Raw genomic sequence first — 15,957 nt, forward strand, 5'->3', positions numbered from 1 at the left:
AAAAAGGAATAATAATGACAACTCAAGTGCACAACGAAAAACTTTCTCCTTGGCCATGGCAAGTTAGCCAGCAACACGTCAGTTTTGACTCAGTAGGCATGGACAAAAAGCTTAAAGATTTATCACAAGCGTGTTATGTGGTTAATGACACACAACAAGGCTTAGGGGCTGCTCAGCAAGCCCAAGTCGTAACTGATGCTATTACTGCAGCAAATGCTCTGCCAGTCAGCGCATTTGCCCCAGCCCTTGGCACTCAAAGCTTAGGCGACAGTAATTTCCGCCGCGTTCACGGGGTAAAGTTCGCTTATTATGCTGGTGCGATGGCCAATGGTATTTCTTCTGAAGAACTGGTTATTGCGTTAGGTCAGGCTGGTATTTTATGTTCATTTGGCGCAGCTGGGTTAATTCCATCTCGAGTTGAACAAGCCATTAACCGTATTCAAACGGCATTACCAAATGGTCCATACGCATTTAATTTAATTCACAGCCCAAGTGAACCTGCGCTAGAGCGTGGCAGTGTAGAGCTGTTTTTGAAGCATAAAGTACGCACTGTTGAGGCCTCAGCCTTTTTAGGCTTAACACCACAGATTGTCTATTACCGCGCAGCGGGCTTAAGCCGTGATGCAAACGGTGATGTGCAAATAGACAATAAAGTGATTGCGAAAATCAGCCGTACTGAAGTGGCGATTAAATTCATGCAGCCTGCACCTGTTAAAATACTGCAACAGTTGGTTGATGAAGGTCTTATCAGCGCAGAGCAAATGGAGTTAGCTCAGCTAGTGCCTATGGCTGATGATATTACTGCTGAAGCAGACTCAGGCGGTCATACCGACAATCGACCATTAGTCACTTTACTGCCCACTATTTTGGCATTAAAAGATCAAGTGCAAGCACAGTACAAGTATAAGACCCCTATTCGTGTTGGTGCCGGTGGTGGTGTTGGCACGCCTGACGCGGCACTGGCGACATTTCATATGGGCGCAGCTTATATTGTTACGGGTTCAATCAACCAAGCCTGTGTCGAAGCCGGAGCCAGCGAGCATACTCGTAAATTACTGGCCACCACAGAAATGGCCGATGTGACAATGGCACCTGCTGCCGATATGTTCGAAATGGGCGTTAAGCTGCAAGTGGTAAAGCGCGGCACTTTATTTCCAATGCGCGCCAACAAGTTATATGAAATATATACCCGCTATGATTCTATTGAAGCGATTCCAAGCGAGGAACGTGAAAAGCTTGAAAAACAAGTATTCCGCTCAAGCCTGGATGATATTTGGGCTGGCACGGTAGCGCATTTCAATGAGCGCGACCCAAAACAAATTGAGCGCGCTAAAAATAATCCTAAACGTAAAATGGCGTTAATTTTCCGCTGGTATTTAGGTTTATCAAGCCGTTGGTCAAACACTGGTGAGCTTGGTCGCGAGATGGATTATCAAATCTGGGCAGGTCCGGCACTCGGCGCCTTTAACGCATGGGCTAAAGGCAGTTATTTAGATGACTACACCCAGCGTCATGCAGTAGACTTAGCCAAACACTTAATGCATGGTGCAGCTTATTTGGCCCGAGTTAATTTATTAACGGCACAAGGTGTTAGCCTTCCAGTAGCATTACAACGCTGGCGCCCAATTGACCAAGTAAAGTGATCGACCAAATGAAATAGATTGATCTCGCTTTATTGCGAGATCAACTAGAAAGATAGGAACCGACATGAGCGATACCCAGAAACTCGATTTTTCAGCGATTAATGACCCAACATTGGCATCGTTTAATCAACAAAAAAACCTGATAAAACGCATGCTCAAAGGTAACAGCGCAACTTGCAGCGACTGTAGTAAACCGCTGACGCTGCAACTACCGCCTAACACTAAAAAAACACCAAAAAGCGCTAAAGCACCAGGGATTTATTGCGCTAAAGGTTGCACTGATATCGAGCTAGACATGGAAGCAGTCGCGTTAATGAAATAGCATTAATACCCATTAAATGCCTCATAAAAAATGACCATCTTTAATAAGAGGGTCATTTTTTTCGAGCATGCTTTATTTCACGGCTTAACGTTATTTAGCCTGCCATTGCTTAACGATTTCTGGGTTACCACAAAGCTGTTCAATCGGTTTATCCCCCGACTGTGCAGCTTCAAATACAGTAAATGGCACATTAGCCCATAAGCTCAGCTCAAAAGTAGCATTTTCTGTCACCACACCTACGCCTTTAGGTGTGCCTGTCATCACAATGTCACCATCGTTTAAGGTCATAAACTCACTGACGGCGTTATAAATAGCGTGTGGCTGGTACATCATTAATTGCTGATGACCTAATTGCGTCACGACATTATCAATGGTTAATTGAAAGCACCAATCTTTTATATCTGCAGTTATAGCAATAAATTCGCTGAATAACGCCGAGCCATCAAAAGCTTTAGAACGCTCCCACGGTAAACCTTTGGTTTTTAACTTGGTTTGCAGCTCACGCTTGGTCATATCAAGCCCAACACCAACCGCACTAAAATGACCATTATTCACCATAAAGCACAACTCGGCCTCGTAATGTAAGGCCTCACCTAAGTGACTACATAAGGTGTTAGTAATGGCTGAGTTTGGCTTAAGAAACACTACCATATCATCAGGAATGTCATTACCGAGTTCGTGAATATGCTCGGCATAATTACGCCCAATACAAATGATTTTTGATGGGGAGATTAATTGATGATCGTCTTGTTGTTTTAGTACTACCGTTTGTAAACCCACATTAACCTCTTCAAAATGAAATACCTCTAAAATCGTTATTTTAGGATAAGCGTTACACAAGGATATGAGCAATTAATATTTTTGATTATCTAAGAAAAAATCATTTTATGAGTCAATGAGTCATTAATTAAACGGTGTGAGATAAACTATGTGGGATATTCAATGAATCGCATGGGGTTAGTCCAACGTTATTAGGGCCTGTTGATCTTTCAAGGTTGTTTTTGCAGCGAATTGTTGGTCATTACTTAAACATGAGCATAAGGCAGAGACTTTGTGGTGTAGTTATTCTACATAAGAAGTCGATAACGCAGTAAAAATGACCAACAAACGCTGCCCGAAGGGTTCGGCTAAAAACGTTTTACTCTTTGTTGAGCGATTATTTGCTAAGCGAGTGGTGCTTAGATTGCTAGGCAGCAATCCACTCGCCTCGATTAAAACGTTTTTATATCGAACAAAATTTAACCGGCAAAGTTCAACAGATCCTAATGTTTATAGCAAAAAACTAAGCGTATTCTTGCATAAAATCATCAAGGTTATCGTTGATAATTTCTATTTCATCACCGCTAAATTGGGCAATATGAAACAAGGCTTCACCTTCATTCGTCACCGGAATATTACTGTTACCAATAATAATCCCGTCAGTAGGAGCGAGCAAAGGCGATGGCTCACCGCCCAAAGGGTTAACAATATTGGCCAACACTTGGCCTTTTGATACACGCTCGCCCAATTTAAGCTTAATATTAACTAATCCATCTGACTCACTGCGAACCCAATAACTGCGACTAGCATTAACACTGGTACTTTTAGTTTTAATTTTGCCTTTAGTCATACTTAAACAGCGCATCACATTAATAACGCCATTGACGCCAGACTTAATCGACATATCACTAAAACGCAGCGCTTCGCCTGCCTCATATAAAATACAAGGAATATCAAGGCTATTAGCGTAACCACGCATTGAACCTTCGCGTGCTTTTGATGACATTATCACCGGTGCACCAAAGGCATTTGCCATGTCGAGCATCACTTTATCGTCAGTATCACAGCGGATTTGCGGTAAATTTTCACGATGAATAGCGCCGGTATGTAAATCGACAATATGTGTCGCTCGTTTAACTAAAATACTACTGAATAAATGCGCGAGACGACTTGCTAACGCGCCTTTAGCAGAGCCCGGAAAACAGCGATTTAAGTCACGACGATCCGGTAAGTAACGAGATTGTTGAATAAAACCAAATACGTTAACGATGGGAACAATTAACAAGGTCCCCGTTAAGGTTTTAGCATTAACACGACCGAGCAAGCGTCGACATATTTCAATGCCATTTAACTCATCACCGTGAATGGCTGCACAAACTAACAAAACAGGGCCCGCTTTAGTGCCGTGAAATACTTCAACGTGCAAATCCATCGGTGTATCATTATACAGTTTTGCTGCGGGCAATTTGACACTTTGTTGAGTGCCTGCCGCTACACTAACATCACCGAAAACGAACGGTTCGTGCTTTTTTGCCATTAACCAACTCCTTTCGTTTTTGTACTAGAAGGTTTTACATTTTTTTCGATAAATTGAATGATTTTTTCAGCGACATCAATACCGGTAGCTTTTTCGATACCTTCAAGACCCGGAGATGAGTTAACTTCCATTACTAAAGGACCGTGTTTTGAGCGTAAAATATCGACACCTGCAACATTTAGCCCCATTGTTTTAGCAGCACGTAACGCCGTTGAGCGCTCTTCTGGAGTGAGCTTAACAATGCTAGCAGAACCGCCTCGATGCAGATTTGAACGAAATTCACCTGGTAACGCCTGACGTTTCATTGCCGCTATCACTTTGTCACCAATCACGAAGCAACGAATATCGGCACCGCCTGCTTCGGCAATATATTCTTGCACCATAATGTTGGCTTTTAAGCCCATAAACGCTTCGATAACCGATTCTGCAGCTTTACGCGTTTCAGCTAAAACGACCCCAATACCTTGGGTTCCTTCAAGTAGCTTAATCACACAAGGTGCGCCACCGACCATGTCTAATAAATCGGGGATATCTGCCGGTTTGTTAGCAAAGCCTGTTACTGGTAAACCAATGTTCTTACGTGATAATAGTTGCAATGAGCGTAACTTATCCCGTGAGCGCGTAATGGCAACCGATTCATTTAATGGATGAGTTCCCATCATCTCAAACTGGCGCAATACTGCGGTGCCATAAAAAGTGACAGATGCACCAATACGTGGAATAACCGCATCAAATTTTGGCAGTTCTTCACCGCGCACATGGATACTTGGCGCATTCATGTTGATGTTCATATAACATTTTAATGGGTCAACAATATTGACAATATGACCACGAGCTTCTGCAGCTTCTTTTAATCGACTCGTCGAGTATAGATTTTTATTTCTCGACATAATTGCTATGTGCATTTGTTATTCTCCTGCTAAAAACGACTCTGCTGAATTGACCAAAAAACGCCCTGCTAATGCACGACGCCCCAATAACATTCTAAATTTCATGTGATCTCGATTAGTTAAGGTCAATTCGATATCAAAAAGTTCCTCACCAATAAGGATAGGTGTTTTTATCACATAGCGTTTGGTGACATGGCCACCAGAATCGCTGACATCTCGTCGATCAAATACACTAAACTCACATATAACTTCACGATCTGAATCTTGATCAGGGTGAAGCCAGACTCTTACCCATTTTTGGTTATTTTTTTGAAACGGTTTTATTTTAAATGCATGTAAACAGGATGTTTTTGCCCCTGTATCCACTTTGATTTTGACTCGTTCATTGCCAATATCAGGAAAAGTACCCCATTCACGCCAACCCACAATTCCGAGGGAATGTTCAGTCATGGTCAATCCTTTCTTATAGAGGAATTATTCATTCCAAGTGTAATCATTCAATAAAATCAATGTTTGAATAAACGTCATGTTTAGCTTCATTCGAGACAGGCTAAATAGACAAATATTACTATATAGGATGTTAATAAACAGGTTTTTACACCAATAAAATAGCCTTAGCAACAACTTTAGCACTAAGGTGTTATTTATATCGAATTAACATCAACAAAATAGTTAAAAAAAATATTTATGTCAGTAAGTTACAATGATAATAAAATAATATCAAAAGCACTAAAAAACAAAGCTTACTTGGTGTTTTAACACTACAAATACTCAGTTAATATAAAAGTGTTCAAATAATACTCACAATATTAATGACTTAAATCAATATATCCTATTTCACTCATGGCAGACATTGTTTAACATGTTAGAAAAACTATCACATCATTCAGCATCGCTATTGTTAAAAAGGTATTACTATGTTCAGCCAACTCAGTTTCGACTTTTTAAACAGCTTAGCCATTAACAACGATAGAGAATGGTTCAAAGCCAATCAACAGCAATACGAAGATCAAGTTAGAACACCAGCATTACAGTTTATAGAAGCCATGCAAGGGCCTATTTTAGGCATGTCTCCACGCTTCACCGCTGTGGCTAAAAAAGTCGGTGGTAGCTTAATGCGTCCACAACGCGACAGTCGCTTTAGTAAAGATAAAACACCCTATAAAACTAATGTCGGCATTCAGTTTAAACACTTTCAAGCCAAAGATGTCCATGCTCCGGGGTTTTATGTTCACATCGCTAATGATGAATGCTTCATTGCCGCGGGCATTTGGCACCCAGAATCAAAATATCTCAATGCCATTCGTCATTGTATTGATGAAAACCCTAATGCTTATCAAAAAGCATTAGCTCAACTATCGCAAGCAGGATTTGAATTAACGGGAGATAGTTTAATTAGACCTCCACGAGGATTTGATAAAAATCACCCAATGATTGACGAGCTCAGACGCAAAGACTTTATTGCCATCAAACCAATTAGCTCACAACAAGTATGTCAGTCTGATTTTGTTGAATTTTGTAACCAAGAATATCAACATACACGCGCCTTGATGGCTTACTTATGTTTTGCATTAGATTTAGACTTTTAATTATCAGTAACAATTGTGACAACAAGAGAGTTTTACTCCGTTGACACTATTGTTACTGAAAATGTAATAGCACAATTATATGGTAATCTTCTGAAGTCATTCACTTTAGAAGATTACCATTAAGTATTAGGTGATTTTGTAGCATCACAGTTTTAGAGCATCATTTAGATAAGCCATGTTAAACTAGCAGAAAATAGTCTTCAGAACAGCATATTGTTATTTGCTGTCCAGTAACCTCAGGTCAATTCATGAGTCATAATATTCCCGCCATGTCTAACGCAACAACATCAGACGATAAATATGTGCAAGACATCGCTGCGACCACACCAGCACAAAAACGAGCCCTAAGTTACGCTACAACCATTGCGATGCTATTTGACCAGGTCATTAGCACAAGCATGCCTGCAGATAGAATCATCGGCCAATATTTTCGTGAACATAAAAAGCATGGTTCTAAAGATAGACGAGTGATCCGTGAAAGTTTGTTTGGGCTATTTCGTTGGAGGGGCTGGTTAAACCAATTAGACTCAGGTCAAAAACATTCTACCTGGTTTCAACAACTAAGCACCTGTGCGATGTTAGAGCAACATCAGTGGAGTGACATAATCAGTGCTTGGAATGAATTTGCACAATGGTCTCAAACTCGCGCAGACAAAATACAACTAGAACACAAAGCATCTTTGAATGACAAATTGAGCGCATTTGCAACATTAAGCGGCATTACTACCAGCCAAATCACCCAACTGTTACCACAATGGTTTTGGCAGCTTTGTCCTGTCGTAGAAGCCGAACAATATGCAGTAGTTAACGCAATGAGCAGTCGACCACCAATATGGGCTCGTGCACAAACACTGTCGGCAGCAAAAGTGATTGAGTCTCTTAGACAAGCGGGTGTTGAAGCAGAAGCTAGCCATTACTTTTCAGATGCCATAAGTTTGGGCCATAAAAGTATTAACCTAAATGAGATAAATCTTTATAAGCAAGGTCATATTGAAATTCAAGATTTAGCCTCGCAAGTCATTGGCCAAATTTGTCAACCAAGTAGCCATGAAAAATGGTGGGATGCTTGCAGTGGTGCTGGTGGTAAAACCCTGCAGTTATACTCATTAATGTCACAACAAAATGTCCCCATCACTGGCAACATTATTTCATCTGACATTCGCCGCAAACCATTAGAAGAACTACGTAAACGCGCCAATCGCGCAGGTTTTGAGAATATTAGTGTTGTACCTTGGAAGGGCGATGAATTACCAGTAGATGCTAATGCCTTTGATGGTGTTTTAGTTGATGCTCCATGTAGCTGTACTGGTACTTGGCGTCGTAATCCTGATATGCGCTGGCTTGATGATGCCAGTGCGATAATAGACAAACCAATACTACAATTAGCCATTTTACGTCGTAGTGCCGCTGCAGTAAAATCAGGCGGTAAATTGATTTATGCAACTTGCTCTTTATCACCGAGTGAAAATGAGCAAATTGTACAAGACTTCTTATCTGAAACTACTGAGTTTGAGCTAGAACCAGTCACCCATCCTTTTACCGGCCAACAATGTGATATGTTGACAATTTGGCCTCAGCAGGCTGATAGCGATGGTATGTTTGTCGCTAAGATGCGTCGTAAATAGCATACTTCACTAAAGATATAATAAAAAAGCCATCATATTGATGGCTTTTTTATTATGGAGAGTTAGACAGGCAACACTCGACTATTTGCGATGTATACGAAGTATCAATTCAGCTTCTGCTTTCGGCAGTTCGCACTCTTGCATTAACTCATCAATTCCTGCGCCTAAGCCCACCATTTTAACAGCCCGAGAATATAATTTTGCTTGTGGATCTTGTTGGCTGGCTTCTTCAAGCATGTCAGATTGTTTAGAAAGTTTTTTCTCTAATTCAACAACCCGTCTACCAACACCGATTGTACCACTGCGCAATTCGTGTAATTCACGCTTAACAGCTTCCCGTTGACGATCACTTTCTTTTACAAGTACTGTCAGAGCATCAACTTTTTTCTTCAATTTACTCGACTGTTTTTGTAAATAAAGAACCAAGCCAAGACATGCAATCACGTACACTAAAGCTGCAATTAGAAATTCATCACCCATTAATATACCTATGTTGGAATTACCTAAACACAAAGCTAAAGCAAAACAAAAAGCCAACAATCATTAGGTTGGCTTGTTTTATTAGAAGGTGTTTAAATTTGAGTTAATTCAACCCATTCATCGTCAGATAATAACTTATCTAAATCAACTAAAATTAATAGTTCATTATCCCGATTACTCACGCCTTGAATATATTTAGCACTTTCTTCAGTTCCCACATTCGGTGCGTTATCAATTTCTGAGCGACGTAAATAAACCACTTCAGCGACGCTATCAACCAAAATACCAATAACTTGTTTTTCAGCTTCAATGATAACCACTCGAGTAGAATCATCTAGTTCAGCTGATGGCAAACCAAAACGTGAACGTGTATCGATTACGGTTACCACGTTTCCGCGGAGGTTAATAATCCCTAACACATAATCTGGTGCACCTGGTACAGGAGCAATTTCGGTGTAACGTAATATTTCTTGAACTTGCATTACGTTAATACCGTAGGTTTCATTATCTAGCTTAAATATAACCCATTGTAATACTAAATCGTCTTTAGCTGCAGTAGCCGCTGCTACACTTCTAGAATTGCTCATAGTTAACCTCGGTCAATCGAATCCTGACAACCTAAACCTGCATCAAGCATTTTGATTAATGCTTGAACATGTAAAATGCCACACATTTGTTGTTTTACTACCCCAGCAAGCCAAGGACGCTTACCCGGTTTTTCACGCCAATTGACGTGTGATTTATCTATTTTAACGGCATTAACTAACGATTCGCACGTTAATCCCCACTGACTATCTTCAAGCATAACAAGATATTGATAATTTACAGCTTGTGCTAATTCTGGTGTATATTTTTCAGGCATCACCCATGCACAGGTATCAACCACATTTATTTTACTGTCGCGATGGGTTTGCACTCCCATAAACCAAGAGGGCCTACCAATCAGATGATTTATCTTCTCAATTTTAATAATTCCACCTAAGCTCACCAGTGGAACAGCTAACGTTAATCCCGCGACATTAAAGAATAACACTTGAAACTCATCATCGAGTACTTCTTGTAAATCATGAGTAATACTCGGCGGTTGATGCCCAACCTGAGTTTGTGGCACAGTGTTTTCATGTACCGCTGCCTCCGCCACCAACTGATCATGCTTAATAATAGCGTCTTTTATGTCAGTACGTGAACTTTCATTAATTTTTATATCGACTAACGGCTTGATTTCTTTAACCGTTAGTTGTGTTTTTTGTATTTCTACATTATCCGCTACCGTTTTGGGTTCAATCTGACTGATAGCTTGACGAACACGATCAGAGCTAGCTTTAATTTGTTGCGATATATCAACTTCTGTTTTGGGTTTAGACACCGCAGACAGTAATTTTTCCAACGCAAGTTTATCAACATTGGTAGTCGGTTCAGCATATAACCTCTTATTAGCAATAACAGGAGCAGATTTCGAAGATGTCAATTGTGAATAATGAGCCGATAATGCTATTTCTGCTGCACTTAAATTGACAGAACTACTAGTGATATCATTTACGGGAGCCACAGAAATAGTTTGTTTTATCTCAGAGCTTTTTTCAGGAATAACTTTTGGCAGTTCCTGTAATAAAAGACTGAAATAATCAAAAACAGTTTCATCAACCGATTTTGACATGATTGAACTCCCGAGAATATAAAAAATCTAGCAGGCGATTATATGCTTTTACACCTCGGCTACTGGCAGAATAATGTGATGCTGGTAAATGAGCCAAGCTCGCGTCTCTAAATTTAGTATCCACAGGAATCACGTCATCAGGCCAGAGCATTGGACCATATTGATCCTGTAAAAATTGCAGTGCTATTGGGGAGGCTTTTGTACGTTTGTCATACATAGTGGGTAAAACAGTATAGCTATAACGAGTTGTTTTAGAGCGTCCCATGATTTCCATGGTTTTTACCATACGCTCAAGTCCTTTTATGGCCAAAAACTCAGTTTGAACAGGAATAATAATATGATTACTTGCCGCTAATGCATTAACCATTAGCACCCCTAAAACGGGTGGGCAATCGATAATAGCCACATCATACTGATCTTCAACCAATGCTAATAGATTTCGTAGCACTAAGCCCATTCCTTCTTGATGGCCTAATGATCGGTCTAATGTCGCTAACGCCATATTTGCCGGAATAATGTCCAAACCTTCAATTTGAGTTGGAATAACATTTTGTAAAATGTACTCTTTGGTCAACGACTGATGCTGCAAAAATACATTATAAAGTGAACTAGGCACTTCGTCAGAATCTATACCCAAATAATAGCCAAGAGAGGCGTGAGGATCGGTGTCAATCATCAACACACGTTGACCACGCTTAACCAATGACCCGGCTAAACTGGCTACTGTGGTGGTTTTACCTACGCCACCTTTTTGGTTAGCTACCGTCCATACTTTCAAAAAAGCCTCTCAACTTATCATAATGATGCTGTTATCGAATAATGACTACTGTTTATCTTGCTTATCATCACGAGTTGTTACACGAATACCACCGTTAGATAAGCGGATCACTTTAACCCCTTGAGCATTCTCCGATACTATAACGTCTTGCCTTTTCAACTCAGCCGAAGCATCAGTATCATTCTTAGTGTTATCAACTTCAGTTAGCGATTCACTATCTAAAGCTCCAGGTCCCAATAACACGCTTTGTGTTTGATCTTTTCTTGCAGACGATATCATTGCTTGTGTCTGTTCAGGGTGTTGAGTCAACCAATGAGCAATATTAGCCGCTTGGTCTTCAGGTACCATCAACAATACTTGAGAAGCCGTTAAACGTAAAACATCTTGCTCTAATAATGTGACTTTACGATGAGCATTAATATATAAACCCGCTAATACTAATATAACAATAAAGGATAAAAACAGTCCCAGCATAAGCTTAGTCTGTAAAGAGTATTCAGACTTAGCCACGACTAGACTCTTTTAAAATGGCTTCAGCCATATGTTCTAGCGCAATAGAGTGAGTGGATATCCCCGCAGAAGCTACAGCTTGCGGCATTCCATATACCACACAACTCGCTTCATCTTGTGCCCAAATAGTAGCACCAGCAGACTTTAACATTCTAGCCCCTTCTCTACCATCAGCTCCCATACCCGTTAATATAACGGCTAAAACATCACCGCCAAAAGCTTTAGATGCTGACGCAAAAGTAATATCTACAGATGGTTTATAATTCATTTCAGGGGTTCCTGGAATCACTTTTAACCTTCCGCTCATACCATTTCGATCAATCATCAGTTGCATTCCGCCAGGCGCTAAATAGGCACAACCAGGACGTATTACATCACCATTTTCAGCTTCTTTGACTTCGATTCTACACAAAGTATTTAACCGTGCAGCAAATGCAGGCGTAAATGCTGCCGGCATGTGTTGTATCAACACAATCGGATGAGGATAATTGGCTGGAAATGCGGTTAACACTTTTTGTAACGCAACTGGACCGCCTGTTGATGTTCCAATCAATAAAACTTTATATTGCTTACCACTGGCTCGAATAGATGATACTGAAGAGGTGGATTGCTGAGCAGCATGACGTTCCGGAGCTGGAGTAGCTAAACTTGAACGAGTTGCCGTCGTTGAATTCAAACGACCGCTTAGAGGACGAGATGACGGTTTTGCTTCTTGATCTACAATAGTTGATCTACGAGGTTCAGGTGCATTTACAGAAGTAGACGTTAACGCACTAGGACGATACATTCTACGTCGCCCTAATGCTTTAATTCGTTGCTGTAATAAAAATATTGCATCATCTTTATTAGTGGCAATATCTTCAAAACGCTTAGGCAAAAAATCTAATGCACCGGCTTCTAACGCATCTAGAGTGGCTTTTGCGCCATCATGCGTTAATGATGAAAACATTAAAATTGGAGTAGGATTATTAGCCATGATTTCACGGACAGCAGTGATACCGTCCATCACAGGCATTTCAATATCCATCGTAATGACTTGAGGCTTTAACTTTGCAGCCATATCAACAGCTTCTTTGCCATTAACAGCAACGGCAATGACCTCGAGATCAGGATCTTGATTAACAATCTCACTGACTCGACGTCGAAAAAAACTAGAATCATCTACAACTAGTACTTTTATGGCCATTTAAGTCCTTAAATAATGGAACTTTTGTTGTTATTTTCTGCTCTTTGCATAATGTTTTAGTAACCCAGGGACATCTAAAATAAGTGCAATACCACCATCAGATGTTATTGTCGCGCCAGCCATTCCTGGTGTACCTTGTAACATACTACCAAGCGGTTTAATGACCACTTCTTCTTGGCCAATCAACGCATCAACAACAAAACCAATTTGCATAGTACCGAGCTGAACAATCACAACATGGCCTCGTTTTTTGTCACCGTGTTTAAACGTCGACTTTTTACTGTGCAGCCAATGCTCTAAATAAAATAGTGGTACAGCCTTATTACGGAAAATAACCGTCAGTTGGCCATCAACAATATTGGTATTTTTTAAATCCAAATTAAAGATTTCATTCACACTCGATAATGGTAGTGCAAATACTTGATTAGAAACATCAACCATTAATGTCGGCATAATAGCTAAGGTCAATGGCACTTTAATTTCAAGTACCGTACCCTTGCCTTTCATCGAATCAATATAAACAGTACCGTTGAGTTGGTTAATGCGGGTTTTCACCACATCCATACCCACTCCGCGGCCTGAAATATCTGAAATTTCAACCTTTGTTGAAAAGCCAGGGGCAAAAATAAGGTTATAAGCTTCGTTATCAGTCATTCTCGAGGCGGCATCTTCATCTAACACACCACGACTGATTGCAATTTGTTTTAGTTTCTCAGGGTCCATCCCTGCACCATCATCCTCAATTTTAAGCAGAATATGGTCACCTTCTTGGCTAGCAGACAAAGTAATAGTACCTGTCCGAGATTTGCCACTTGCTTCACGCGTAATCGGCATTTCGATACCATGATCGACTGAGTTACGCACTAAATGGACTAAAGGATCGGCTAACGCCTCGACTAAATTCTTATCAAGATCAGTGTCCTCACCAATCATAATTAAATCGATTTCTTTATTTAACGTTCGCGCTAGATCACGAACCACACGAGGGAATCGACCAAATACTTTCTTGATTGGTTGCATACGAGTCTTCATCACCGCGCCTTGTAAATCAGCGGTAACTAAATCAAGATTTGCAAGGGCCTTTGACATTTCCTCGTCTTCACGATTAATGCCTAAACTAACCAATCGATTACGTACTAATACTAACTCACCAACCATATTCATGATTTCATCTAAACGAGCAGTATCTACACGAACCGTTGTTTCGCCTTGTGGAACAGAAGGCGCTTTCGCAGGAGCCTTATCTTTAACTGGCTCAACCTTTGGCGTGACTGCCGGTGGCGTTGCAGCAGCAGGCTTGACGACAGGTGCCACTACAGATTTTTTAGTTTCTGTTTTAGCAGCAGTGACAGATGCGGCTTGCGTTTTAGCTACTGCTGGGGCACTCGCTTTACCATGCAACTCATCTAAAAGACGTTCAAACTCATCATCAGTAATTTCATCTGAATCAACAAGAGGTTCAACAACAGGAGTACTTGCGGGTGGCTTAGCTGGAACAAGTGGATCAGATTTCTGTGTGAGTGAACCAGAACCGTGTAATTCATCTAGTAATGCTTCAAACTCGTCATCCGTAATTTCGTCGCTATTACTTGCCGCCGCTGGCTTTACATTATCTTTTTTAACATCAGCCGCTTTAGATGATACCGGACTTTTCCCAGTACCATGTAAAGCATCAAGTAATGCCTCAAATTCGGACTCATCAATGTCATCAATACTGCCGGAACCAGACACTCCCCCTGATGAAGAAGTAATATCTTCGATGTGTTCAGGTTCGCTGGATTCTACAATATTCTCAATAGGCTCAAGTTCTTCAACTGTCATTTCTGAAGGTAAAGGTGCGCCTGAGCTTAATAATTTGAGTTTGGCGAGTAGCTCGGAATCTGCAGAATCTTGTTCTTGCCCCTGCTGAGTTTGAGCAAACATGGTATTAATAGCGTCGACCGCTTGCAAAATAATATCCATTAACTCTGCATTTACACCACGTTTGCCCGTGCGTAATAAATCGAACGTATTTTCAGCTTCGTGACACACATCAACCATGGGTTTTAGGCTTAAAAAGCCTGCGCCACCCTTAACAGTGTGGAATCCACGGAAAATAGCATTAAGTAAATCACTGTCATCAGGATTATTTTCAAGAGCAACAAGTTGCTCTTGTAGAAGCTCTAAAATCTCGCCAGCTTCAATTAAAAAGTCCTGGAGTATCTCTTCATCAACATCAAAGGACATTAAATTGACTCCTAATTAGAAACCCAGACTTGATAGAAGATCGTCTACTTCATCCTGACCAGTCACTACATCTTCGCGCAATTCAGCATGCATGATGGGACCTTCTGCTTCTATCTTATTATCGTTTATAGTTGGCGATGATTCGGTAATATGATCACCAAATACCGTTAGCATTGAGACCAAATTACTTTCTACTTCACGAACCAAATCTATCACTCTACGGATCATCTGACCCGTTAAGTCTTGGAAGTCTTGTGCCATCAAAATTTGATTTAATAACTCACGAAGACGATTAGAATCGTGCTCACTATGGGACATAAACTGCTGAACATCATGACAAAGTGATTTAAACTCACCCAATTCGATATCACAACGCATCAATTTATCCCACATGGGAGTCACTGATTGTATGTTACTAATAATGGTATCGGCCAAAGGTAAACATTCTTCAACTGCATCCATCGTTTTATTTGCAGCTTGTTCTGTCATATCGATAACATAATTCAATCTTTCTTTAGCATCCGGTATTTCGGTATTGGCTAATTCAGATATACGGTTATCCAATTGAAAATCTTTTAGTGCACTATGGAGTTGTCGAGTTAACTTACCGACTTCTTCAAAAAGCTCACTTTGCAATGGCATTGCAAGCTCCCTGATTACATCATCGGCTTCGTCTTGCTTACCAGAAGTAAGCAGTTCAACAAGTCCTTGGGCTTGTTCGAGAGTGATTAACCCCGATATTGATGCCTGCATGA

16 protein-coding genes are annotated in these 15,957 nt (G+C 40.6%); 4 read left to right on the forward strand and 12 right to left on the reverse strand.

Features of this window, described 5'->3' with window-relative positions; genetic code table 11:
- Positions 1-14 precede the first annotated feature (14 nt).
- Entirely contained in the window at positions 15-1,643 is a 1,629-nt protein-coding gene (pfaD, locus tag ABIS04_RS12890) for an eicosapentaenoate synthase subunit PfaD (RefSeq protein ID WP_350431315.1), read from the forward strand.
- Positions 1,644-1,707: 64 nt separating this feature from the next.
- Entirely contained in the window at positions 1,708-1,965 is a 258-nt protein-coding gene (locus ABIS04_RS12895) for a hypothetical protein (RefSeq protein ID WP_350431316.1), read from the forward strand.
- A gap of 90 nt (positions 1,966-2,055) precedes the next feature.
- On the opposite strand, the gene ABIS04_RS12900 is transcribed toward ABIS04_RS12895, so the two are convergent.
- The 4 genes from ABIS04_RS12900 to ABIS04_RS12915 all read right to left on the reverse strand — a co-directional run bounded on the left by ABIS04_RS12900 (position 2,056) and on the right by ABIS04_RS12915 (position 5,601).
- The gene (locus tag ABIS04_RS12900) at positions 2,056-2,745 is read right to left on the reverse strand and encodes a fumarylacetoacetate hydrolase family protein (RefSeq protein ID WP_350431317.1); all 690 of its coding nucleotides are present in this window, start codon (positions 2,743-2,745) and stop codon (positions 2,056-2,058) included.
- Between the two features lie 502 nt (positions 2,746-3,247).
- On the reverse strand, positions 3,248-4,261 hold the full coding sequence (locus tag ABIS04_RS12905; protein ID WP_350431318.1) for a succinylglutamate desuccinylase/aspartoacylase family protein: 1,014 nt from the start codon (positions 4,259-4,261) through the stop codon (positions 3,248-3,250).
- Entirely contained in the window at positions 4,261-5,166 is a 906-nt protein-coding gene (gene rimK / locus ABIS04_RS12910; RefSeq protein ID WP_137226506.1) for a 30S ribosomal protein S6--L-glutamate ligase, read from the reverse strand. The genes ABIS04_RS12905 and rimK overlap by 1 nt, the downstream gene beginning before the upstream one ends.
- A gap of 3 nt (positions 5,167-5,169) precedes the next feature.
- Positions 5,170-5,601: a RimK/LysX family protein gene (locus ABIS04_RS12915; RefSeq protein ID WP_350431319.1), complete on the reverse strand. Its 432-nt coding sequence runs from the start codon at positions 5,599-5,601 to the stop codon at positions 5,170-5,172.
- 467 nt (positions 5,602-6,068) lie between these two features.
- On the opposite strand from ABIS04_RS12915, the gene ABIS04_RS12920 reads away from it, so the two are divergent.
- Together ABIS04_RS12920 and ABIS04_RS12925 are read left to right on the forward strand one after the other, a co-directional pair.
- A complete protein-coding gene (locus ABIS04_RS12920) occupies positions 6,069-6,740 on the forward strand; it encodes a DUF2461 domain-containing protein (protein ID WP_350431320.1) in 672 nt (223 codons plus the stop codon).
- A gap of 248 nt (positions 6,741-6,988) precedes the next feature.
- Positions 6,989-8,365: an RsmB/NOP family class I SAM-dependent RNA methyltransferase gene (locus ABIS04_RS12925; RefSeq protein ID WP_350431321.1), complete on the forward strand. Its 1,377-nt coding sequence runs from the start codon at positions 6,989-6,991 to the stop codon at positions 8,363-8,365.
- 81 nt (positions 8,366-8,446) lie between these two features.
- On the opposite strand, the gene ABIS04_RS12930 is transcribed toward ABIS04_RS12925, so the two are convergent.
- The 8 genes from ABIS04_RS12930 to ABIS04_RS12965 form a co-directional block, all read right to left on the reverse strand.
- Positions 8,447-8,845 carry a DUF2802 domain-containing protein gene (locus ABIS04_RS12930; RefSeq protein ID WP_140234662.1) on the reverse strand — a complete coding sequence of 133 codons (399 nt, stop codon included), beginning with the start codon at positions 8,843-8,845 and terminating at the stop codon, positions 8,447-8,449.
- 92 nt (positions 8,846-8,937) lie between these two features.
- Positions 8,938-9,432, reverse strand: coding sequence for a chemotaxis protein CheW (locus ABIS04_RS12935; RefSeq protein WP_011636681.1), 495 nt, complete (start codon positions 9,430-9,432; stop codon positions 8,938-8,940).
- A gap of 2 nt (positions 9,433-9,434) precedes the next feature.
- Complete coding sequence (locus tag ABIS04_RS12940) at positions 9,435-10,502, reverse strand: chemotaxis protein CheW (protein WP_350431322.1); 1,068 nt, start codon at positions 10,500-10,502, stop codon at positions 9,435-9,437.
- A complete protein-coding gene (locus tag ABIS04_RS12945) occupies positions 10,486-11,280 on the reverse strand; it encodes a ParA family protein (protein ID WP_350431323.1) in 795 nt (264 codons plus the stop codon). Before ABIS04_RS12945 ends, ABIS04_RS12940 begins: the two co-directional genes overlap by 17 nt.
- A gap of 45 nt (positions 11,281-11,325) precedes the next feature.
- Positions 11,326-11,790: a membrane anchored protein in chemotaxis locus gene (locus ABIS04_RS12950; protein ID WP_140234665.1), complete on the reverse strand. Its 465-nt coding sequence runs from the start codon at positions 11,788-11,790 to the stop codon at positions 11,326-11,328.
- The gene (locus ABIS04_RS12955) at positions 11,783-12,976 is read right to left on the reverse strand and encodes a chemotaxis response regulator protein-glutamate methylesterase (protein ID WP_350431324.1); all 1,194 of its coding nucleotides are present in this window, start codon (positions 12,974-12,976) and stop codon (positions 11,783-11,785) included. Before ABIS04_RS12955 ends, ABIS04_RS12950 begins: the two co-directional genes overlap by 8 nt.
- A gap of 30 nt (positions 12,977-13,006) precedes the next feature.
- The gene (locus tag ABIS04_RS12960) at positions 13,007-15,202 is read right to left on the reverse strand and encodes a chemotaxis protein CheA (protein WP_350431325.1); all 2,196 of its coding nucleotides are present in this window, start codon (positions 15,200-15,202) and stop codon (positions 13,007-13,009) included.
- Between the two features lie 15 nt (positions 15,203-15,217).
- Positions 15,218-15,955: a protein phosphatase CheZ gene (locus ABIS04_RS12965; RefSeq protein WP_140234668.1), complete on the reverse strand. Its 738-nt coding sequence runs from the start codon at positions 15,953-15,955 to the stop codon at positions 15,218-15,220.
- Between the last annotated feature and the right edge of the window lie 2 nt (positions 15,956-15,957).

The sequence above is a fragment of the Shewanella sp. H8 genome, from assembly GCF_040285065.1.
Classification (GTDB): domain Bacteria; phylum Pseudomonadota; class Gammaproteobacteria; order Enterobacterales; family Shewanellaceae; genus Shewanella; species Shewanella polaris.